Raw genomic sequence first — 19,891 nt, 5'->3', positions numbered from 1 at the left:
AACATGCCTCCACGGGCCGGAAGGGGCTGTTCTTCATGATGGTTTAGCGACAGCCGCCCGCCGCCCCGGGATCGTCATGGCGGCGACACCGAGGACGACGCAGGCGAGGCCAATCCATGCGGTCCGGCTCAGGGTCTCGCCGAGGAAGGCGACGCTGATGGCCACTCCGATGGGGACGCGCAGGTAAGCCTGAGCGGTGGTGCCGACCGAGCCGAGGGTCTGGATCAGGCGGAAATAGATCGCGAAGGCGGCTGCGGTCGAGAATACCGCGAGCGCGAGCAGCGCGAGGACGGAGCTTAGCGACGGCGACAGCGTCCAGGGCTGCTCGAGCAGGAGCGAAGCCGGGATCAGCACGGCCGCGCCCGCCAGCAGCGAGCCGGCGGCGGGCGCCATGGGATCGAGGCCCTTGAAGCTGCGGCCGAAGATCGCGGCGCAGGCGTAGCAGATGGTGGCGGCGACGATTGCCGCCTCCGCAGCGAGGCCGCGCCCGATCTCGCGGAACGCATCGACGCCGACGATCAGCAGGATGCCGGCCATACCCGCGACCACGCCGAACAGCTTTCGTGGCGTCGTTGCCTCATGGCGGGTGATGATCGCGGTGAGCAGGAAGGTGAAGATGGGCCCGGCCGAATTGAGGATGGTGGCGAGCGCGGCATCGACGTGGCGTTCGCCCCAGGCGATCAGGGTCCATGGAATGACGCTGTTGAGCACGGCCTGGAACGCGAAGCGCTGCCAGGTCGCGGCATCCGTCGGCATGCTGATGCCCCTCGCCCACATGACCGCGAGCAGCAACAGGCCCGCAACCGTCGTGCGCGCGGCGATCAGCGTGACCGCAGGGATGGTGGCGACGCCGAGCTTGATGAAGGTGTAGGAGCCACCCCAGAGGGTTGCGAGCGCGACCAGCAGCGCCAGCTCGACGGCGATATTGGTGTCCTGCCTGGCGTCCATCTGATCCGTCCCATCCATTCGCGATGGACGGAACCTAGCTCATCAGTGGTCGCCAATACTTCGTTCGGTATCGAAGTGTTCTAGCCGACCGCGCCGACCTCGAACACCTCGCCGTCATAGCCGGCCTCGCGGGGGATGCGGAGCTGCCGCCCGCTTTCGGTTTTCGTCATCACCGGCATCACCGTGACGATCGACATCCCCTTGGCATGATCGAGCGCAGCCCTCACGCTTGGCTGCTTCGCCAGCCGAATCAGATTTCGCGTGGTCGGGAACGGCAGCTTGAAGCGGCCGCTCTCACCGCCCTCCACCGCCTCGCGTGCTGACAGCCAGATCGAGTCGGTCGACTCCCGCCCGTCATGCGCGCCGAGCTGGTCGGGCGGTGCAGCCGCGAGAAAAAACCAGGTGTCGAAACGCTTGGGCATGCCCTCCGGCGTGATCCAGTGCGCGTAAGGCACGAGCGTGTCGAGCGCGAGCTGAAGGCCGTTATCGTCGAGGATTTTCAGGAAGCTGATCTTGTGCTCGTTGAGCGCGACGCGATGCGCCTCGGCGATCTCGCCGGCGCGTTTGGCATCAATAGGCCTGTTCGAGCCTTTCGACCGTGCCAGCAGGATGCCGCTCTCCTCAAACGTCTCGCGGATCGCGGCGATACGAAAACCGCGGTCAGCTTCGCTTAAGCCCTCGCCGCCCGAATAAAGATCGGCGCGGGCAACGATTTCCTGATCGCCCGCATCGATGCTGCCGCCCGGAAACACCAGCGCGCCCGAGTTGAACTCGATCTGATGATGGCGGACCATCATGAAGATTTCGACCTCCTTGGCGCCATCACGCAGCAGGAGGATTGTCGAAGCCGGGCGCGATGTTGATGTCTCGGGCATTCAACTAACCTGCGGCACTGGATTGCGGGCCGAGATTGGCGCGCTTGTCGAAACGGGCGACGCGCGACAAGAGATAGTCGACTTCCGCTTTCGCGGTCGCCGTCATCGTCGCGCCCGGCTTGCGCTGTGCGCTGGAGGCGATGATGCCGCGCTTCTGCAGCACGTATTTGCGCACGGTCAGGCCGACGCCGGGCTGCTGCTCGTAGCGGATCAGCGGCAAATGCGCGTCGAAGATGTCATGCGCGGCATCGCGCTTGCCGGCCTTGGAGAGGTTGACGACGTCGATCAGAAGCTCGGGGAACGCATAGCCGGTCATGGCGCCGTCGGCGCCGCGCTCCATTTCAAAGTCGAGGAACGTGCCGCCATTGCCGCAGAGGATCGAGAGCGGACGGAGCGAGCCGTCCTTCTGGAAGCCGCGCAGGGTCGTGATCTTTTCCAGACCCGGCCAGTCCTCGTGCTTGAGCATCACGCAGTTCGGATTGTCCATGACGATCTTGCGGATCACGGCGGGCGTAAACACCACAGTGAGCGTCAACGGATAGTCCTGGAGCACCCAGGGCACATCGGGGCCGATCGCCTCGGCCGCCTGCTTGAAATAGCCAACGATCTGGTCGTCGGTGCGCAAGCTGGGCGGCGGCGCGATCATGACGCCGGCCGCGCCTGCGTCCATCGAGGCCCTGGCCAGCGAGCGCATGGTGGCAAAACCCGGCGCGGAGACGCCGACGATCACCTGCATCTTCCTGGCGCGCTTGACGTAGCGCACCGCGACCTGCTCGGCCTCGGCGGCATCGAGCTTCGGGGCCTCGCCGAGGATGCCAAGCACCGTGACACCGTCGCAGCCGACCTCCTCGTAGAAATCGGTCAGGCGGTCGATCGAGCGCTCGTCGATCCGGCCGTCGTCGTGGAACGGCGTCGGCGCGATTGCGAAGGTGCCCTTGGCGTCGGCGGTGAGTTTCATCGTCGTCCTTGTCTCTTCCGTGGCTAAAACCGCCGCGCCCCCATCTTGATCTGCTCCTCCGAGAAGAAGATCTCGTTGGCGTGATCGACGATGTCCTGGGCCTTCCAGCCCGAGTGCGGCGGCTTCCAGCCTTCCATTTCCATCATCCGCATTTCGCGCACGCCGCGGGGCCCGGACACGCCCAGCACCTTGCCGGTCTGGTCGCCCGACAAATCGCTGACCATGTATAGCACGGCCGGCGCGATGCCGTCCGGCCCCAGCGCTGCACCTGGGTTCTCCTTATAGCGGGGCAGGTCTGCGGTCATGCGGGTCAGGGCGCCCGGCGCCAGCGTCCAGATCCGGATGTTGTACTTGCGACCCTCGATCGCCAGCACGTTGGACAGGCCCCAGATGCCGCCCTTGGCGGCGCCGTAATTGGTCTGACCGAAATTGCCGATCAGGCCTGAGGTCGAGGAGGTGTTGACGATGACGCCGCCGCCATTTTCCCGCATCCAGCGAAACACCGGCATGGTGCAACAGAAGGTGCCTTTCAAATGCACCTTGATGACCTTGTCCCAGTCGGCCTCACTGGCCTTGTGAAAGGTCTGGTCGCGAAGGATACCCGCGTTGTTCACCAGGATATCGGCGCGGCCGAAATGCCTGATGGCGTCGTCGAACACCGACTGGCCGCCCTCCATGGTGGAGATGTCGGCGCCGTTGGCGACCGCCTTGCCGCCCTCGGCCTTGATCGCGTCCACCACCTGCTGCGCCATGGACTTATCGGCACCGGAGCCGTCGCGGGGCCCGCCGAGATCGTTGACCACGATCGAGGCCCCTTCCCGCGCGAACAGCTTTGCGTAGGCCTCACCGAGCCCCCCGCCCGCGCCGGTGATCAGCGCAACCTTGCCGTCGAGTAGTCCCATGGTGGCTTCTCCCTGTTCTTGTTTGTTGTCATTCCGGGGCCCGCGAAGCGCGAACCCGGAATCTCGCGCCACAACCTCTGGATTCCGGGTTCAGCCCTGCGGGCTGCCCCGGAATGACGAAGCACGCTAACCCAACACCGTCTTGCCGTTCTTGATCACCGTGACCCCGCGCGACTTCACCTTGGCTTCGAACGAGATCGTGTTGCCGTCCTTCCAGAGGTCCATGGTGACAGTCTCGCCTGGATAGACGGGCGAGGAGAACCGCGCGACGTGCTGGCGGAACGCTGACGCATCGTAGTCGGCATAGGTCTGCAGCACGCCGCGGCAGGTGATGCCGTAGGTGCACATGCCGTGCAGGATCGGGCGCGGGAAGCCGGCCTTCCTGGCGAACTCGGGATCGGAGTGCAGCGGATTGCGGTCGCCGCAGAGACGATAGACCAGCGCCTGGTCCGGGCGCGTCGCGATGTCGATGGTCTTGTCGGGCGCGCGCGAGGGGATCTTGTGCGGATCGGGCTGGGTGAGATTCGGCCCGCCGAAGCCGCCGTCGCCGCGAGCGAAGCGCGAGGCGACAAGTGTCGCGAGCTTCTCGCCCTTCTCGTTCTTCAGCACGGTCTGGTGGCTGATGACGACGCCCTTGTCCTTGCCCTTGTCGTAGACCTCGAGCACGGAGGAATCGGCGGTGATGTTGGCGGCGACCGGCAGCGGCTGGTGGAAGGTGATGTCGCGCTCGCCGTCAACCACCATGACGCGGTTGAGATTCATCTCGCCCGGGCCCGAGCCCCAGGCCGCGACGGAGGCAAAGGTCGGCACGACCTTCAGCGGCCGCGGCGTGAGCGTGCCCTCGTTGACGAAGGCGAGTTCGTTCTCGTCCATCGGGTCGGCGCCGAGACCGATGCCGTAGGCGTAGAGCATCACCTCGCGGTCGGTGTAGGCATATTTCTGGCCGAGGTTTTTCAGGCCTTTGAGTTCTTCGTATCTGGCGGACATTTTTTGGTTTCCTCCCGGTGGTTCTCATCCTCATGGTGAGGAGGCGCTGTTGCGCCGTCTCGAACCATGAGGATGCCCGAAACGCTTCTTGTCGTGGCCATCCTTCGAGGCGCTTGCTTCGCAAGCTCCTCAGGATGAGGACCTACACCGGCGTAAAAAACGGCAGTGGCGCCCCGTCCGTCGGCTTGAACACCACCTTCACCTTCTGGCCGATCTTGAGCTTCTCGAGATCGCAGTCGACGAAATTGGTCTGCACCGACGGTCCCTCCTTCAGCGTGACGTAGCCGATGGCGTAAGGACCGGTCGGAGATTTCCGCATCAGGCTATAGGTGTAGATCGTGCCCTCGCCCGAGGCTTCCTCCCACACCGTCTTGTCGGAGTAGCAGAACGGGCAGATCGAGCGCGGGAAGTAGTGCGCTTCGCCGCAGGCGGTGCAGCGCTTGATCATGAACCTGCCCGCTTTCGCCGCGTCCCAGAACGCAGCGGTCTCGGGGTTCGTGACCGGCGCTGGATATTTTCTCGCTTCGCTCATCACACGCGCTCCAGAATGGCCGTCGAGGCGGCGTGGCGAACACCCAAGAGGCCGCCGGTGCCGTGGGCGATGGCGAGATCGCAATTCGGAACCTGCACCTTCGGATGCGCCTCGCCGCGCAGCTGCCTAACGGCCTCGATGATCTTGGTCATGCCGCCGCGATTGACGGGGTGGTTGCTGCACAGGCCGCCGCCATCGGTGTTGAACGGCAGCTTGCCGACGCCCGAGATCAGATTGCCGTCGGCAACGAACTTGCCGCCCTCGCCCTTCCTGCAGAAGCCGAGGTCCTCGAGCTGCATCAGCACCGTGATGGTGAAGCTGTCATAGATCGAGGCGTATTTGATGTCCTTCGGCGTGATGCCGGCCTCCTCGAACGCTCGCGGGCCGGACCAGACACCGGCGGAGTAAGTGAGATCGAGATCCTTGCCGCCCCGCGGACCCTTCATCGCCTCGCCATGGCCGATCAGGCGCACCAGCGGCTTCTTCAGGCTCCTGGCGATTTCAGGCGTGGTCACGATCAACGCGCCGCCGCCGTCGGAGACGACGCAGCAATCCATGCGATGCAGCGGATCGGAGATCATCGGCGAATTCAGCACGTCCTCGACGGTGACGACGTCCTTGAGCATCGCATGCGGATTGTATTGCGCATGATGGGAGGCCGCGACCTTGATCCAGGCGAGCTGTTCGCTCGTGGTGCCATAGTCGTGCATATGGCGCATGGCACACATGCCATAGGCATTGTGCGTGGTCGCACCGTAAGCAGACTCGAAATCGGCTTCCGCGCCGGCCGCGCGCGGCGGCATCGCGCCGGTGCGCGGCTTGCCCGCAAGCGTGATGAGCGCGATCGAGCACTTGCCTGCCGCGATGGCTTCAGCGGCATGGCCGAGATGGATGATGTAGGAGCAGCCGCCGGTCTCGGTGGAATCGACATGGCGGAGCTTTTTGGTGTTCAGCCCGAGATAGTCGACCATCGGCCAGGCGCCGCCGGGCGCATCGCCCGCGCAGAAATAGCCGTCGACATCGTCCTTGCTGATCCCGGCATCCTCGATCGCGCCTTTGGCGACCTCGGCATGAAGCTGGGCGGTGGATTTGTCCGGCGCATGCCGGGTCGGGTGTTCGTAGATCCCGGCAATGTAGGCCTTGCCCTTGATGGTCAAAACAGAGGTCTCCGCTCGCGTCTCTTATTGGCTCTTTTTTCTGAACCGCGATGGGCGGATTGGCAAGCGCCGAAATATTCCGCCTCGCGAGAGGGCAACGGGTGGGCGCAATGACGGACGAGACAGCTCAAATCCTACAGGTGTTTTGCCCGACGGCACAAGCGACGTTTCGTTTTATCGAAATCGAAGCGCCTTATCGAAAACAACCCCATGCACAGTAGAACGGTGGTTGATTTCAAAGAGGAAATTGTAGGGTGGGCAAAGCGAAGCGTGCCCACGCCTTTTTCGTGGTCGAGAGAGATGGTGGGCACGGCGCAAGCGCGCCTTTGCCCACCCTACGGGACTACGGGACTTTCCTACTCCGCCGCGATCTGCCGCGGCGCCGGGGGCGGGCTCGCCAGATCGGCGGCAAGCTGGGCGTAGCGGGCCTTGGCGTCGGCCACGGCCTTCTCCTTCACCGGACCGTAGCCGCGGATGCGGTCGGGCAGTGAGAGGAGTTCGACGGCTGTGTCGTGCGTGAGCGGCGACAACAGGCCGAGCACGGTGGCGACGTCCTTCTCGTAGCCTGCGATCAGGTCGCGCTCGAGCTTGCGGTCGGCGCTGCGGCCGAAGATGTCGAAGGGGGTGCCGCGCAGGAATTTGAACTTGGCGAGCACGCGGAACGCCTTCAGCATCCACGGGCCGAAGGCGCGCTTCTTCGGGCGGCCCAGCGCATCGACGCCGGACGCCAAAATCGGCGGGGCGAGGTTGAAGCTGAACGTGTAGTCGCCCTCGAACTGGTCGCGGAGCTGCTGCTCGAAAGCGCCGTCAGAGAACAGGCGCGCGACCTCGTACTCATCCTTGTAGGCGAGCAGTTTTGCGTAGTTGATCGCGACCGCGCGCGGCAGCACTTCGCCATATCCGCCCTTGATCGCGGCATCGCGAACCTGATCGACCAGCTTGCGATAGCGCTTGGCCAGGCGGCCGTTCTGATAGGCGGTGAGATGCTTGGCGCGATGCTCGATGACTTCATCGAGAGGCATGGCGTCCAGCGTCTTGGGCGCGGCAACCTCGTCCGTGCCCCTCAGCATCTCGGCGAGGCGCGCAGGGTCCGCGACGGCAAGGCGGCCGAGGCGGAAGGCTTCCTTGTTCATCTTGATCGAGACGCCGTTGACCTCGATGGCCTGCTCGATCGCTTCCGCCGACAGCGGGAACAGCCCCTTCTGATAGGCATAGCCCATCATCATCATGTTGGTGGCGATGGCATCGCCGAGCAGCTGCTCGGCCGGCCTGGTGAAATCGAAGAACACGGAATCCTTGTGCAGCGCCGTCTCCAGCAGGCCGGTCAGCTTGCGGGTCTGGAAGTTGAAGTCGCGGTTGAGCACGAAATCGGCGGTGGGGATGACGTGACTGTTGATAATGCCGCGGGTGCGGCTGGTGTCGCACAGCGAGATGGTGTCCTTGGCGACCGCGACCACCTCGTCGGCAGCGAGCACGACATCGGCGGTGCCGGTGACGATGCGCGAGCACGTCACCTCGGCCGGATGATCCGACAGGCGGACGTGGCTGAGCACCGCGCCGCCCTTCTGCGCAAGGCCGGACATGTCGAGGATCATCGAGGCCTTGCCCTCGATATGGGCGGCCATGCCGAGCAGCGCGCCGATGGTGAGCACGCCGGTGCCGCCGACACCGCCTACGGCGATGTTGTAGGGCTTGTCCAGCATCGGCCGCGAAGCCGGCTCGGGCAGCTCACCGATATCGGCGAGCTCGGCCGGCGCGCGGTGGCGCGGCTTGCCGCCATCCACGGTGACGAAGGACGGGCAGAATCCCTTGAGGCAGGAATAGTCCTTGTTGCAGGCGGACTGGTTGATGGCGCGCTTACGGCCGAACTCGGTCTCCAGCGGCTCGACCGAGATGCAGTTCGACTGCACCGAACAGTCGCCGCAGCCTTCGCAGACGGCCGGGTTGATCATGACGCGGCGCGCCGGATCCTCCATCAGGCCGCGCTTGCGGCGGCGGCGCTTTTCGGCGGCGCAGGTCTGCACGAACACGATCGCAGAGGTGCCCTTGTACTCGCGGCACATCTTCATGACGTTCTGCAAGTCGTCGCGGTGATATTTCCTGACGCCGGGCGCAATGCTGTCGGCGGGATAGGCGTCCGGGTTTTCCGAGACCAGATAGATCTCGCGGATGCCTTCGGCGTGAAGCTGGGCCATGATCTTCTCCGGCGAAAGATCGCCGTCATGGCGCTGGCCGCCGGTCATGGCGACGGCGTCGTTGTAGAGGATCTTGTAGGTGATGTTGGCCTTGGAGGCGATCGCCTGGCGAATGGCGAGAATGCCCGAGTGGAAATAGGTGCCGTCGCCGAGGTTGGCGAATATGTGGTTCTCGTTGGTGAAGGGGGCGATACCGACCCACGGCACGCCCTCACCGCCCATATGGGTGAAGGTCTCGGTCGAGCGGTCCATCCACAGCGCCATGAAATGGCAGCCGATGCCGGCGAGCGCACGGCTGCCTTCAGGGACTTTCGTGGAGGTGTTGTGGGGGCAGCCGGAGCAGAAATATGGGGTGCGAGAAACCGGCGCCGTGGGGATCATCTGGGACGCCTGCCGGCCGTTGAACCAGTCGGCTTTCGCGCGAAGCATCTCCGCAATCTCGGGGTTGAGATTAAGTCGAAGCAGTCGTTCGGTGAGCGAGGTCGCAAGCGAGGCGACGCTGAGCTCGGCGGCGAAGGTCAGGAAGCGCTTGTCGTGCTCGTCCATCTTGCCGACGATGCGCGGGCGGACGTCGTCGCGCCAGTTGAACAGCTCCTGCTTGACCTGGTTCTCGACGATCTCGCGCCGTTCCTCGACGATGAAGATCTCCTCCAAGCCGACGGCGAACTGGCGCACGCCCTCCGGCTCCAGCGGCCAGGGCATGCCGATCTTGTAAAGACGAAGGCCGATTCTAGCGGCGATCTCTTCGGTGATGCCGAGCTCGCGCAGCGCCTGCCGCACGTCCTCATAGCTCTTGCCCGAGGCCATGATGCCGAAACGGGCGTTCGGCGAATCCATGGTGACGCGGTTGACCTTGTTGGCGCGTGCGAAGGCAATCGCAGCAAAACCCTTGTAGTCCTGCAGGCGCCGGTCCTGCTCGAAGCGATCGTCGGGCCAGCGCAGGTTGAGGCCGCCGGGCGGCAGCTCGAAATCGCTGGGGATGATGAAGGGCTTCATCTCGTCGGTGAGGTCGATCTCGGCGGTGGTCTCCACCGTCTCCGTGATCACCTTCATGCCGACCCAGCAGCCGGAATAACGCGACATCGCGATGCCGAGCAGGCCCATCTCGATCATCTCGTGGATGCTCGAAGGATAGAGATAAGGCATCAGCGCTGAGATGAAGGCGTGGTCGGACTGATGCGGGACGGTGGAGGATTTGGCGCCGTGGTCGTCGCCGGCAAGGCATAGCACGCCGCCGTTCTTGGCGGAGCCGGCGGCATTGCCGTGGCGGAAGACGTCGCCGCAGCGGTCGACGCCGGGGCCCTTGCCGTACCAGATACCGACCACGCCGTCATATTTGGCCCCGGGCGAGAGGTTGAGCTGCTGTGAGCCCCAGATGGCGGTCGCCGCCAAGTCCTCGTTCACGCCGGGCTGGAATTTGATGTTGTACTGCTCGAGGTGCTTTCGCGCGGCGAAAAGCTGCTGGTCGTAGCCGCCGAGCGGCGAGCCGCGGTAGCCGGAGATGAAGCCCGCGGTGTTCAGGCCGGCGGCGCGGTCGCGCCTGATCTGCGCCATGGGCAGACGGACCAGCGCCTGGATGCCCGTCGTGAAGATATGGCCGGTGCCTTGCGTGTATTTCTGATCGAGACTGATCGGACCCTGGTTGATGCCCATTCTTGTCCTCTTCCGCCCTTTTGAGCGTTTGGCTGCCTAAGCCGTTGCCTGCCCGTTGTTTTCAGCTAGGGCACGCCGACCACCTCTGCCACTCTATGTCGGATATTTAACGCAGCGCATCACAAATCTGGCCCTTCCGCGGCGACGGGAAAAAAACGCAATTTCGTGGCCGGAAAGACATTGGCGATTTTCAATTTGTGTCACCATACCCCCGCTGTCGCGAAACGACATGACGCCGCTATGATTGGGCATTCGACTGATGGTCGCAGGAGCAGGCTTTCGATGCGGACGATTCTGGCTGTTGCGCTGTTGTGCAGTGCGGTTGCGGAGGCCGCTCTCGCCGCCGAGCCGTCGCCCGAGCTGATCGCCTACGGCAAGACGCTGGTCGAGGCCGGCGACTGCGCGGGCTGCCACACCGCCGATCCCGCCAAACCCTTCGCCGGGGGAAGACGCATCGACACGCCCTTCGGTGCGATCTATGCGCCGAACCTGACGCCTGATCGCGACACCGGGATTGGCGCCTGGACCGACGCCGATTTCACCCGCGCCTTGCGCTATGGCACCGCGCCGGACGGCTCGCTCTACTATCCAGCCTTCCCGTACCCCTACTTCACGCGGATGACCAAGGACGACACGCTGGCGATCCGCGCCTATCTCGGCACCCTCGCGCCCGTCATCAGCCGCAACAAGCCGCCGGAGCTGCACTGGCCCCTCAACTATCGCTTCCTGATGCGCGGCTGGAACTTGCTGTTCTTCACGCCCGGGCTGTTCGAGCCGGACCAGAACAAGAGCGCAGCGTGGAATCGGGGCGGCTATCTCGTCACCGGGCTCGGTCATTGCGGCGCCTGCCACACGCCGAAGAACGCTTTGGGCGCAGACAAGAGCGCGCAGGCGCTGACCGGCAACGAAATCGACGGCTGGTACGCACCGCGCCTCGATGGCGCTGCGCGGACCGGGCTGCAATCGTGGAGCACTGAGGACATTACCGAATATCTGCAGAGCGGCCGCAACGCCAGGAGCCATGCCGGCGGGCCGATGGCCGAGGTGATCGTCAACTCGGCCTCGAAGATGAGCGATGCCGACATCCGAGCGATCGCGATCTATTTGAAGAGCCTGCCGCCGGCGCGGCGCGAGACCATCGTGGCGCCGCCCGAGGCGGCCGAGATGAAAGCGGGCCAGGCGGTCTACGCAAAATTCTGCATCGCCTGCCATGAAGCCGACGGCTCCGGCGCGCCCCGCATCTATCCGCCGCTTCCGGGCAATGCGCTGCTGCAATCCATCAACCCCTCCTCGACCTTGCGCGTCATTCTCGACGGCGCCCACACCGTGACGACGCCGCGCGCGCCGAACACCGGCGAGATGCCCGGCTATGCCAAGCAATTATCGGATGAGGAGATCGCGGCGGTCACCAACTACATCCGCAATTCCTGGGGCAATGCCGGCCTGCTGGTGACGCCGGCGCAGGTGGCGAAGGCGCGCAGGCAGGCGCCGTAGTGGTCGTCATGCCCGCGCTTGTCCCGGGCATCTGCGTTCTTTGTGCTGCGGGTAAGGTCGTGGATGGCCTGGACAAGCCCGGCCATGACGCCGTGGAGAGCGCTGGCCCTGAACTACGCGAGAAGTCGTTGAGCTACCGCTCCTCATCTCCCGTGAACACGAATTTCGGCATCTCCCATTTGTAGCGCACGGCGAGGAGACGAAAAGTGATGCCGAGGGCGAAGGTCAGGATGGTCCATAGCCCGGCGTTGAGATTCAAACCGAACGCGGTGGCATAGAACAGCCCCGTCACCACGGAGACACTCGCGTAAAGCTCGGAGCGAAACAAGAGCGGCACGTCGTTGCAGAGCACGTCGCGGAGCACGCCGCCGGCGCAGCCCGTCACCATGCCGGAAACGATCACGATCGGCAGCGAGGCATCCATCTGCCAGGCGATGTCGCAGCCGGCCATGGTGAAGACGACAAGACCGATGGCATCGAGCACGATGAAGGCGATCTTCAACCGGTGCACGAGACGCGCGAACAGGATCGTGAGGAACGCCGCCCCGCCGGCGAGCGCGAGATAGATCGGGTTCTGCACCCAGGCCAGCGGATAATGGCCGAGGAAGAGATCGCGTAGCGTGCCGCCGCCGAGCGCGGTGATGCAACCGAGGAAGCAGACCCCGAGCCAATCCATGCTGCGCCGTCCTGCCGCAAGCGCAGCCGTCATGCCTTGCGCGGCGACGGCGACCAACGACATGAAATGGAGCACGCTATCGGTCGGTGGCAGGCTCCACATCGCTGTGTTCCCTTCTTTTGCGGCGGAACTTACGCGCCGAGTTCCCGCATGAACAGGTTCCCGATTCCTCGCCCGAGGGCAACATCCGACGAAAGCACTAGGGAACCCGGAACAGAATCTCGCAGCCGAGGGTTGTCTGAGGGCAATCAACGAGGAGACCCAATCGATGGCTGACGACCGTTTTCCCAACGATCCGTACCGCCCGAACCTCGCCGACGATGAGTATCTTCGCGCGGCGCGCCGGGATGCCGACCTTCAGGCAGATCCCGAGCTTGGCGAAGGCCCCGCCTCCAGCGGCAAGATAGCGCTGTTCGCGGTGGCGATCGCCCTGGTGTTGGGCGCCGTGTTCTATGGCTTGAACAACACCGGCACCGGCAACCAGGCGAGCAATACGCCGGCCACGCAGACCGCGCAGCAGGCTCCGTCGACCAATCCGGCCGCCCCTCCCGGCATGCGTGACGTGACGCCGCGCAACAACACCGCGCCGGGCGTAACCACGGGTGCTGCGCCGACCAAGCCGGCGCCGGATACGCAGACGCCGTCTGACGGCGCGAAGTAACGGCACGACCGTCTTCGCGTAGCACACAAACGTCATCGCCCGGCTCGACCGGGCGATCCAGTACTCCGAGACGGTTGAAGTCGAATCGATAAGCCTCGGACTACTGGATGCCCCGCCTGCGCGGGGCATGACATCGAGAGGATGAGAGAGCGGCGGGATCGAAAGGTCCCGCCGCTTTCGTTGGGAGCTAGCTGAACATCTTGTTGAGCTCGCCGCCGGGATAGCCGCCGGCCAGTTCGCTAAACGTCCCCTTCTCCGCCATTTCCTTCGCCGCGCGCATGAAGCCGCCCCAGGCAGCGCGGGCGAGCGAGCCACCGACGCTGATGCGACGCACGCCGAGATCTTCGGCCTCCTTCAGCGACAAGCCGGAGCCGCCGATCAACAGGTTGAACGGCTTTGGCGCGACGGCCTTCACCACAGCGGCGATGTCCTCGCGCGTCTTCAAGCCCGGCGCGTAGAGGCAATCGGCACCGGCATCCGCGTAAGCCGTGAGCCGGTCGATGACGAGCTTGAGATCGGTGACGCCCCAGAGATAAGCCTCGCAGCGGCCGACCAGCAGCGTGCCACTGTCGCCAATCGCCTTGCGCGAGGCCTTGATGCGCTCGACCGCAAGCGCGCGATCATAGAGCGGCTTGTCCTTGTCGCCGGTGGAATCCTCAATCGACAGGCCGGCGACGCCGGTGCGCACGCCACGCTCGACATTTTCTGCGACCTGGTCCGGCTCGACGGCAAAACCGCCCTCGAAATCCGCGTTCACGGGAATGTCGACGGACGAGCTCAATGCTGCCAGATGCTGACAGACGTCCTCCACGGTGACGCGATTGTCGGCCTTGCCGATGGTCCAGGCAAAGCCCGCGCTCGACGAGGCGATCGCCTTGAAACCGAGATGCTGCAACGCCTTGGCGCCGCCGACATCGACCGGATTGGGCAGGATGAAGCAGCCGCTCTCGTGCAGCTTCCTGAACGTCGCGCGCTTGTCAGCCGTTGTCACATGCATGTTTCTCTCCCTTGTTGGCCGCGCAGAGATAGGGACGCTCGCAGGACGGCGCTAGTCCAATACCACCTTGCGCAGGAAGGTGCGCTCTTCCGCCAGGATGAACTTGTTGTCCTCGGCGAAATGGAAGTTCGCGATGCCTTCGCCATCCTGCCGCAGCCGCGCGCGATAGGCCTCGTAGGCGGCGAGGCTCTCGAAAGTGATCAGTGCAAAGGCGATGTTGTTGGTGCCTTCATGCGGCATGAAATAGCCGATCAGGTCGCCGCCACATTTCGGGATGATGGTCAGCCAGCGCTTCGAATAGTCCTCGAACTGCGCGCGCTTGAAGGGATCGAGCTGGTAGCGGATGAAGACGGTGACGGACATGTTGGGCTCCTGTTTTCGCGCTGTCATTGCGAGCGCAGGTCTCGTAGGGTGGGCAAAGCGAAGCGTGCCCACCTCGTCTCTTGCAACGACGATTGGTGGGCACGTCGCTCCGCTCCTTTGCCCACCCTACGGGTCCCGCGATGACGACTTGGTGAGACGCTACGCTCTTGCTCGACCACAATGCTTCGGCTACCATCGAAGCATGAAATCAGGACCCGACATCGCCATGGTCGCCGCGCTGGTCGGCGATCCCGCCCGCGCCAACATGCTCACGGCGCTGATGAACGGCCGCGCGCTCACGGCGAGCGAGCTGGCGCAGGAGGCCGGCATCACGCCGCAGACCGCGAGCTCGCATCTGGCCAAGCTCGAGGCCGGCGGGCTGGTCGAGCCGGAGAAGCAGGGCCGCCACCGCTACTACCGCCTCACCGACGACGACGTCGCCGGCGTGCTCGAAGGACTCGCCGGTCTTGCCGCGCGCACCGGCCATATGCGCGTGCGCACCGGGCCGAAGGATCCGGCGCTGCGCCGGGCTCGGATCTGCTACGACCACCTCGCCGGCGATCTCGGCGTGCAGATGCTGGACTCGCTTCGGTCGCGCAACCTCGTAAAGCAGAAGAAGCAGGAGATCGAGCTGACGACGGAAGGCGAGCGCTTCCTCGCCAAGCATTTGCAGATCTCGCCCGACATGCTCAGCCATCCGCGCCGCCCGGTCTGCAAGGCCTGCCTCGACTGGAGCGAGCGGCGCCACCATCTCGCCGGCACGCTCGGGGCTGCCATGATGCAGCGCTTTGCCGAGCTGAAATGGGCCGCGCGCGATGCCACGCCCGGCAGCCGTGTGGTGAATTTCACCCGCACCGGCGAGAAACAATTCGCGGCGCTGTTCGGGAACAGCAAGGACTGATCGCGCTACTATGATCCGCATTCTCCCGGCCGCTCTCGCCGCCGCCCTGCTCGCTTCCCCCTTCGCCACCGCCCACGCCGCCGACGCGCCCCAGCGCGAGCCTTACGGCATTGCGCTCGAAGGCTTTGCCTATCCCTATCCCGTGCATCTGCTGCCTGTTGTCAATGACGGCGAGCAGCTCGCCATGGCCTATATGGACGTCGCCCCAGCTCAGCCGAACGGCCGCGCCGTCGTGCTGCTGCATGGGCGCAATTTCCCGTCGAGCTACTGGGCTGATGTCATCAAGATACTCAACGACGCGGGCTATCGTGTGGTCGTGCCGGACCAGATCGGCTTCGGCAAATCCTCCAAGCCGATGGGCGAGTTGCATTTCGACAATCTGGCGCGCAACACCATCGCGCTGCTCGATCACCTCAAAATCGACAAGGTCGACATCGTCGCGCATTCGCTCGGCGGCATGTTAGGGGTGCGCATCGCCCGCGCCTATCCGGACCGTGTCGCCCATTTGGTGCTGACCGCACCGATCGGCCTCGAAGACTATCGTCTCTACGTGCCGCCGGTTCCGACCGAGACAATCATCGAGACCGAGGACAAGCTCACCGCCGACGGCTACCGAAAGCAGCTCCAAACCAATTATGCGATCAAGCTGCCGCCGGAGGCGATCACGCCGTTCATCGACGCCCGCTTCAACATCAAGGGCAGCCCCGACTATCCGCGCTGGCTGCGCGCCTTCGTCTCATCCGGCCAGATGATCTATCGCGAGCCGGTCGCGCACGAAATTCCTGAGATCACCGCGCCGACACTGTTCATCATGGGCGCCGACGACCACAACGCCCCGGGCCGGCCGAATGCGCCGGAAGCGTTGCGCGCAAAGATGGGGCAGAATGCCGAGCTTGCAAAAGCGTTGGCTGCGAAGATGCCGAATGCGCGCGCCGAGATTATTCCGGACACCGGTCACCTCGTCTTCCTGGAGGCGCCGGAGAAGTACCGAGAGCTCGTGTTGGGCTTTCTCGGCCGCTAAAGCGCGATGAGATTGGGTTGAATCGTCATCGCGCTTTAGCTCTTTGTTTGAGCATGATCTTTTCGGAAAACCGCTGCACACTTTTCCGGATCATGCTGTCGCGTCATCGATGTCGCGCGAAGCCGCACGCGAAAAATGTTCATGCCGCATTCAGGTCATGATTGGCAGGTTTGGATCGCAACGTAACGGCACGTACTCGTTTTAATGTGTCGAATCGTGTCTGTTGATTCATTGCGCGCCGCAGGCGCTAAGCCCCTGTCCCAAGAACTTGCTTCCAAGAACTTGCTTCCAAGAACTTGCTTCCAAGAACTTGCTTCCAAGAACTTGCTCCCAGAGACCAGAAGGAAAATCAGATGAAATATCTTTTCGCCGCCGCGATGCTCGCCAGCGCGGCCGTCGGCTTCAGCGAGTCCGCCAGCGCCGCCGGGGGTTGCGGCCCGGGCTGGTACCGCGGCCCCTATGGCGGCTGCCGTCCGATGGAGCGGGTCGTCGTGGCTCCCGCGCCGGTCGTGGTTGCTCCGCCTGTTGTCGTGGTGCGTCCGCGCGTGTGCCCCTATGGCTTCCGCTGGTACGCCGGCCGCTGCCGTCCGTTCTGATCTCTCGCAATTGCGAAACAGCAAAAAGGGGATCGCGATTGCGATCCCCTTTTTCATTCCGGACGCGGCGTTACCAGTGACGCCAATGGCGACGATGCCAGCGATGGCGCCAACCCCAATGACGGTGACGCCAGCCCCAGTGGCGGTGACGCCAGCCCCAGTGACGGTGATGCCAACCCCAGTGACGGTGATGCCAGTGGCCGTGACCCCAACGCACCTGCTCCGGCTGGAGCTGGGCTGCTTCCTCGCTGGTGGTGACGGCAGGATGAGCGTCCGGATTCGCCGATGGCAGGCTGTCTTTCCCCAGCACTTGCGGCGCGAGCGGCGCGGCCTGCGCGGCGGCGGTGAACGCGGCAGCTCCCGCCGCGACACCGAATGCAAGTTTCAAAAAGTTCCGGCGCTCCATGACTTAATCCTCTGCTTCATCGATCAAGTGATGCAGAACAAGTGTCGCGGCGCCGATATGAACCGCCGCTGAATCGACCGTTCAGGTTCACTGCAGAGAGCCCCGATGGAAAGAAGCTCCATCCGTCCTGCGCTCGGCCAAAAAATTCGCATCCCCCGTCGGAGCGCGCCGTCTCCATCCGTCCTAGGGCTGAGACAGCACGGAGACAGCCCATGGCCGACCTCACGGACGGAAGACCGCATGGCGCATGTCGCGGCGGCCGATAAGGCCCCGGGCAATGTGATCGACCGCACACACATGGCGTCGCGGTAGCTCTACAGTCATCACAGCCACAACGAATTGCCGCGAAGCCATTTCAGAGAAAGAAAGGTGTCCCATGTCCCGCATCGCATATCTCAGAGAACAGATTGCCCGCGCCGAGCGGCTGGCGAAAGCCATCCTCGACCGGCGGACGGCGGAGCAGCTTCAAACCTTCGCAGCCGAATGCCGCGCCGAACTGTCTGAGCTGACCCTCAAGACCGCCGCATGATGCGTACGGCCTGCCCGGGGCGTCACACCAGCTTCATCGGCGTATCCGCCACCACGCGCAGATCGATGCTGCCGATCAGCGCCGACCGGCGCGCCTCGGCAGCCCCGATCGCGTCGTCCGTCTGCCGCAACGTGCTGATGTTCGAGCCGAGCGAGACGATGCCGCCGAGCACCAAGGCGATCGAGCCGAGCGCAGCGGTCTGACCAAATCCAAACAGCCCGAGAATGGTGGCCAGGAGCAGCACCGCACCGCTGCCAATCGCGATCTTGGACGCCAGGATGTACTTCCGGCACCGCTCGGCGATCTCGGCGAGCCGCTCGATGCGATCTTCGATGTCGGCGATTTCGTCGGTCGGATCGTCTTCGGTCATGGGATTTTGATCGAACCTGTAGGGAGGGTTACGGCTTCGCCTAACCCACCCTACTCATTTCTCACAACGGCAAATTGTCGTGCTTCTTCGCCGGCATCTCCGTCTTTTTGTCCTTCAGCATCGCCAGCGCCCTTGCGATGCGCTTCCGCGTCGAATGCGGCATGATGACGTCATCGATGTAGCCGCGTTCGGCGGCGATGAAAGGCGACAGGAAGCGGTCTTCGTATTCCTTGGTGCGGGCGGCGATCTTGTCGGGGTCTCCGATGTCGCTGCGGAAGATGATCTCGACCGCGCCCTTGGCGCCCATCACGGCGATCTGGGCGGTCGGCCAGGCGTAGTTCATGTCGGCGCCGATCTCCTTGGACGCCATGACGTCAAAGGCGCCGCCATAGGCCTTGCGGGTGATGACGGTGACGAGCGGCACCGTGCACTGCGAGTACGCGAACAGGAGCTTGGCGCCGTGCTTGATCAGGCCGCCATATTCCTGCGCGGTGCCGGGCAGGAAGCCCGGCACGTCGACGAAGGTGACGATCGGAATGTTGAAGGCGTCGCAGAAGCGCACGAAGCGCGCGGCCTTGCGTGAGGCGTCAGAGTCGAGCACGCCGGCCAGCACCATCGGCTGGTTGGCGACGAAGCCGACGGTGCGGCCGGCGATGCGGCCGAAGCCGGTGACGATGTTCTTGGCGAAGGCTTCCGCGATCTCGAAGAAGTCGCCCTCGTCCACGACCTTCAGGATCAGCTCCTTCATGTCGTAGGGCTTGTTCGGATTGTCGGGAATCAGCGTGTCCAGGGACATGTCGACGCGGCCGATGTCGTCGAAGCTCGGCCATTCCGGCACGCCGTCGCTGTTGTTAGCAGGCAGGAAGTCGATCAGGCGACGCATCTGCAAAAGCGTCTCGACGTCGTTCTCGAAGGCGCCGTCGGCGATCGACGAGCGCGTGGCGTGCACCGAGGCGCCGCCGAGCTCTTCAGCGGTGACGACCTCGTTGGTCACGGTCTTCACGACATCAGGCCCGGTGACGAACATGTAGCTGGTGTTCTTCACCATGAAGATGAAGTCGGTCATAGCAGGCGAATAGACGTCGCCGCCGGCGCAGGGGCCCATGATGACCGAGATCTGCGGGATCACGCCCGAGGCCAGCACGTTGCGGCGGAACACGTAGGAGTAACCGGCAAGCGCGGCGACGCCCTCCTGGATGCGGGCACCGCCCGCATCATAGAGGCCGATGATGGGCGCCCTCGCCTTCATCGCCATGTCCTGGAGCTTTGTAATTTTCAGCGCGTGCGTTTCGGACAACGAGCCGCCGAACACGGTAAAATCCTTGGCGAAGACGAAGGTCTTGCGGCCGTTGACGGTGCCCCAGCCGGTGACGACGCCGTCGCCCGGCACCTTGGTCTTCTCCATGCCGAACTCGGTGGAGCGGTGCTCGACGAACATGTCGAACTCCTCGAACGATCCCTTGTCGAGCAGGAGCTCGATGCGCTCGCGCGCGGTCAGCTTGCCGCGGGCATGCTGCGCCTCGATGCGCTTCTCCCCGCCGCCGAGCTTGGCGCCGGCGCGACGATCTTCAAGGGCGTCCAGGATATGTTTCATTTGCTCCCGCCAGTTCTTAAGCCTTAAGTGCTGGGCGTTCTAACACGGCATTTTGCAGGCCGGGAAGCGGCTTTCG

At 64.2% G+C, this 19,891-nt stretch carries 20 protein-coding genes; 6 read left to right on the top strand and 14 right to left on the bottom strand.

The features are described 5' to 3' along the window. Positions 1–33: 33 nt before the first annotated feature. The 8 genes from XH98_RS23320 to XH98_RS23285 all read right to left on the bottom strand — a co-directional run bounded on the left by XH98_RS23320 (position 34) and on the right by XH98_RS23285 (position 10,207). A complete protein-coding gene (locus XH98_RS23320) occupies positions 34–948 on the bottom strand; it encodes a DMT family transporter (protein WP_271620056.1) in 915 nt (304 codons plus the stop codon). Positions 949–1,028: 80 nt separating this feature from the next. Beyond that, the gene (locus XH98_RS23315; RefSeq protein ID WP_271598904.1) at positions 1,029–1,823 is read right to left on the bottom strand and encodes an NUDIX hydrolase; all 795 of its coding nucleotides are present in this window, start codon (positions 1,821–1,823) and stop codon (positions 1,029–1,031) included. 4 nt (positions 1,824–1,827) lie between these two features. Further along, positions 1,828–2,781: a dihydrodipicolinate synthase family protein gene (locus XH98_RS23310; protein ID WP_057751685.1), complete on the bottom strand. Its 954-nt coding sequence runs from the start codon at positions 2,779–2,781 to the stop codon at positions 1,828–1,830. A gap of 23 nt (positions 2,782–2,804) precedes the next feature. Then, positions 2,805–3,683, bottom strand: coding sequence for an SDR family oxidoreductase (locus XH98_RS23305; RefSeq protein ID WP_271598905.1), 879 nt, complete (start codon positions 3,681–3,683; stop codon positions 2,805–2,807). Between the two features lie 126 nt (positions 3,684–3,809). After that, positions 3,810–4,670 (bottom strand): MaoC family dehydratase, encoded by an 861-nt coding sequence (locus XH98_RS23300; protein WP_057751689.1) that lies wholly within the window; start codon positions 4,668–4,670, stop codon positions 3,810–3,812. A 142-nt stretch (positions 4,671–4,812) separates the two neighbouring features. Beyond that, positions 4,813–5,202 carry a Zn-ribbon domain-containing OB-fold protein gene (locus XH98_RS23295; protein ID WP_271620055.1) on the bottom strand — a complete coding sequence of 130 codons (390 nt, stop codon included), beginning with the start codon at positions 5,200–5,202 and terminating at the stop codon, positions 4,813–4,815. Continuing rightward, positions 5,202–6,359, bottom strand: coding sequence for a thiolase domain-containing protein (locus XH98_RS23290; RefSeq protein WP_271598906.1), 1,158 nt, complete (start codon positions 6,357–6,359; stop codon positions 5,202–5,204). The genes XH98_RS23295 and XH98_RS23290 overlap by 1 nt, the downstream gene beginning before the upstream one ends. A gap of 356 nt (positions 6,360–6,715) precedes the next feature. Further along, complete coding sequence (locus tag XH98_RS23285) at positions 6,716–10,207, bottom strand: indolepyruvate ferredoxin oxidoreductase family protein (RefSeq protein ID WP_271620054.1); 3,492 nt, start codon at positions 10,205–10,207, stop codon at positions 6,716–6,718. Positions 10,208–10,489: 282 nt separating this feature from the next. Here XH98_RS23285 and XH98_RS23280 point away from each other — a divergent pair, with 282 nt between their 5' ends. Next, positions 10,490–11,701 (top strand): c-type cytochrome, encoded by a 1,212-nt coding sequence (locus tag XH98_RS23280; RefSeq protein WP_271620053.1) that lies wholly within the window; start codon positions 10,490–10,492, stop codon positions 11,699–11,701. Positions 11,702–11,834: 133 nt separating this feature from the next. Here the strand turns inward: XH98_RS23280 and XH98_RS23275 are convergent, their stop codons facing one another. Further along, entirely contained in the window at positions 11,835–12,479 is a 645-nt protein-coding gene (locus tag XH98_RS23275) for a trimeric intracellular cation channel family protein (protein ID WP_271620052.1), read from the bottom strand. A 166-nt stretch (positions 12,480–12,645) separates the two neighbouring features. Here XH98_RS23275 and XH98_RS23270 point away from each other — a divergent pair, with 166 nt between their 5' ends. Beyond that, positions 12,646–13,038, top strand: coding sequence for a hypothetical protein (locus tag XH98_RS23270; protein WP_271598910.1), 393 nt, complete (start codon positions 12,646–12,648; stop codon positions 13,036–13,038). Positions 13,039–13,225: 187 nt separating this feature from the next. Here XH98_RS23270 and XH98_RS23265 read toward each other — a convergent pair whose 3' ends face one another. Both XH98_RS23265 and XH98_RS23260 read right to left on the bottom strand, forming a co-directional pair. Then, a complete protein-coding gene (locus XH98_RS23265) occupies positions 13,226–14,035 on the bottom strand; it encodes an isocitrate lyase/PEP mutase family protein (protein WP_271598911.1) in 810 nt (269 codons plus the stop codon). A 51-nt stretch (positions 14,036–14,086) separates the two neighbouring features. Further along, positions 14,087–14,398: an NIPSNAP family protein gene (locus XH98_RS23260; RefSeq protein WP_271598912.1), complete on the bottom strand. Its 312-nt coding sequence runs from the start codon at positions 14,396–14,398 to the stop codon at positions 14,087–14,089. A gap of 202 nt (positions 14,399–14,600) precedes the next feature. Here XH98_RS23260 and XH98_RS23255 point away from each other — a divergent pair, with 202 nt between their 5' ends. From XH98_RS23255 to XH98_RS23245, 3 genes are all read left to right on the top strand, one after another. Then, positions 14,601–15,299, top strand: coding sequence for a metalloregulator ArsR/SmtB family transcription factor (locus XH98_RS23255; RefSeq protein WP_057751729.1), 699 nt, complete (start codon positions 14,601–14,603; stop codon positions 15,297–15,299). Between the two features lie 10 nt (positions 15,300–15,309). Then, on the top strand, positions 15,310–16,320 hold the full coding sequence (locus tag XH98_RS23250; protein ID WP_271598913.1) for an alpha/beta fold hydrolase: 1,011 nt from the start codon (positions 15,310–15,312) through the stop codon (positions 16,318–16,320). Positions 16,321–16,673: 353 nt separating this feature from the next. Next, on the top strand, positions 16,674–16,916 hold the full coding sequence (locus XH98_RS23245) for a GCG_CRPN prefix-to-repeats domain-containing protein (protein ID WP_271598914.1): 243 nt from the start codon (positions 16,674–16,676) through the stop codon (positions 16,914–16,916). Between the two features lie 70 nt (positions 16,917–16,986). Here XH98_RS23245 and XH98_RS23240 read toward each other — a convergent pair whose 3' ends face one another. After that, on the bottom strand, positions 16,987–17,322 hold the full coding sequence (locus tag XH98_RS23240; RefSeq protein WP_271598915.1) for a twin-arginine translocation signal domain-containing protein: 336 nt from the start codon (positions 17,320–17,322) through the stop codon (positions 16,987–16,989). Positions 17,323–17,698: 376 nt separating this feature from the next. On the opposite strand from XH98_RS23240, the gene XH98_RS23235 reads away from it, so the two are divergent. Further along, on the top strand, positions 17,699–17,851 hold the full coding sequence (locus XH98_RS23235) for a hypothetical protein (protein ID WP_167353995.1): 153 nt from the start codon (positions 17,699–17,701) through the stop codon (positions 17,849–17,851). 22 nt (positions 17,852–17,873) lie between these two features. Here XH98_RS23235 and XH98_RS23230 read toward each other — a convergent pair whose 3' ends face one another. Both XH98_RS23230 and XH98_RS23225 read right to left on the bottom strand, forming a co-directional pair. Next, positions 17,874–18,221, bottom strand: coding sequence for a hypothetical protein (locus XH98_RS23230; RefSeq protein WP_271598916.1), 348 nt, complete (start codon positions 18,219–18,221; stop codon positions 17,874–17,876). Positions 18,222–18,282: 61 nt separating this feature from the next. Beyond that, on the bottom strand, positions 18,283–19,815 hold the full coding sequence (locus tag XH98_RS23225; protein ID WP_271598917.1) for an acyl-CoA carboxylase subunit beta: 1,533 nt from the start codon (positions 19,813–19,815) through the stop codon (positions 18,283–18,285). Between the last annotated feature and the right edge of the window lie 76 nt (positions 19,816–19,891).

Source organism: Bradyrhizobium sp. CCBAU 51745, assembly GCF_028128715.1.
GTDB lineage: Bacteria > Pseudomonadota > Alphaproteobacteria > Rhizobiales > Xanthobacteraceae > Bradyrhizobium > Bradyrhizobium manausense.
Note: the sequence above shows the minus strand (reverse complement) of the source record. Positions and strands in the feature narration are given on the sequence as shown.

What these genes read in the sequence shown, in the direction of transcription:
- XH98_RS23305 (WP_271598905.1), bottom strand. Translation starts at nt 3,683, where the DNA reads ATGGGACTACTCGACGGCAAGGTTGCGCTGATCACCGGCGCGGGCGGG.
- XH98_RS23260 (WP_271598912.1), bottom strand. Translation starts at nt 14,398, where the DNA reads ATGTCCGTCACCGTCTTCATCCGCTACCAGCTCGATCCCTTCAAGCGC.
- XH98_RS23255 (WP_057751729.1), top strand. Translation starts at nt 14,601, where the DNA reads ATGAAATCAGGACCCGACATCGCCATGGTCGCCGCGCTGGTCGGCGAT.
- XH98_RS23225 (WP_271598917.1), bottom strand. Translation starts at nt 19,815, where the DNA reads ATGAAACATATCCTGGACGCCCTTGAAGATCGTCGCGCCGGCGCCAAG.
- XH98_RS23250 (WP_271598913.1), top strand. Translation starts at nt 15,310, where the DNA reads ATGATCCGCATTCTCCCGGCCGCTCTCGCCGCCGCCCTGCTCGCTTCC.
- XH98_RS23265 (WP_271598911.1), bottom strand. Translation starts at nt 14,035, where the DNA reads ATGCATGTGACAACGGCTGACAAGCGCGCGACGTTCAGGAAGCTGCAC.
- XH98_RS23245 (WP_271598914.1), top strand. Translation starts at nt 16,674, where the DNA reads ATGAAATATCTTTTCGCCGCCGCGATGCTCGCCAGCGCGGCCGTCGGC.
- XH98_RS23230 (WP_271598916.1), bottom strand. Translation starts at nt 18,221, where the DNA reads ATGACCGAAGACGATCCGACCGACGAAATCGCCGACATCGAAGATCGC.
- XH98_RS23235 (WP_167353995.1), top strand. Translation starts at nt 17,699, where the DNA reads ATGTCCCGCATCGCATATCTCAGAGAACAGATTGCCCGCGCCGAGCGG.
- XH98_RS23275 (WP_271620052.1), bottom strand. Translation starts at nt 12,479, where the DNA reads ATGTGGAGCCTGCCACCGACCGATAGCGTGCTCCATTTCATGTCGTTG.
- XH98_RS23315 (WP_271598904.1), bottom strand. Translation starts at nt 1,823, where the DNA reads ATGCCCGAGACATCAACATCGCGCCCGGCTTCGACAATCCTCCTGCTG.
- XH98_RS23300 (WP_057751689.1), bottom strand. Translation starts at nt 4,670, where the DNA reads ATGTCCGCCAGATACGAAGAACTCAAAGGCCTGAAAAACCTCGGCCAG.
- XH98_RS23270 (WP_271598910.1), top strand. Translation starts at nt 12,646, where the DNA reads ATGGCTGACGACCGTTTTCCCAACGATCCGTACCGCCCGAACCTCGCC.
- XH98_RS23295 (WP_271620055.1), bottom strand. Translation starts at nt 5,202, where the DNA reads ATGAGCGAAGCGAGAAAATATCCAGCGCCGGTCACGAACCCCGAGACC.
- XH98_RS23280 (WP_271620053.1), top strand. Translation starts at nt 10,490, where the DNA reads ATGCGGACGATTCTGGCTGTTGCGCTGTTGTGCAGTGCGGTTGCGGAG.
- XH98_RS23285 (WP_271620054.1), bottom strand. Translation starts at nt 10,207, where the DNA reads ATGGGCATCAACCAGGGTCCGATCAGTCTCGATCAGAAATACACGCAA.
- XH98_RS23240 (WP_271598915.1), bottom strand. Translation starts at nt 17,322, where the DNA reads ATGGAGCGCCGGAACTTTTTGAAACTTGCATTCGGTGTCGCGGCGGGA.
- XH98_RS23320 (WP_271620056.1), bottom strand. Translation starts at nt 948, where the DNA reads ATGGACGCCAGGCAGGACACCAATATCGCCGTCGAGCTGGCGCTGCTG.
- XH98_RS23310 (WP_057751685.1), bottom strand. Translation starts at nt 2,781, where the DNA reads ATGAAACTCACCGCCGACGCCAAGGGCACCTTCGCAATCGCGCCGACG.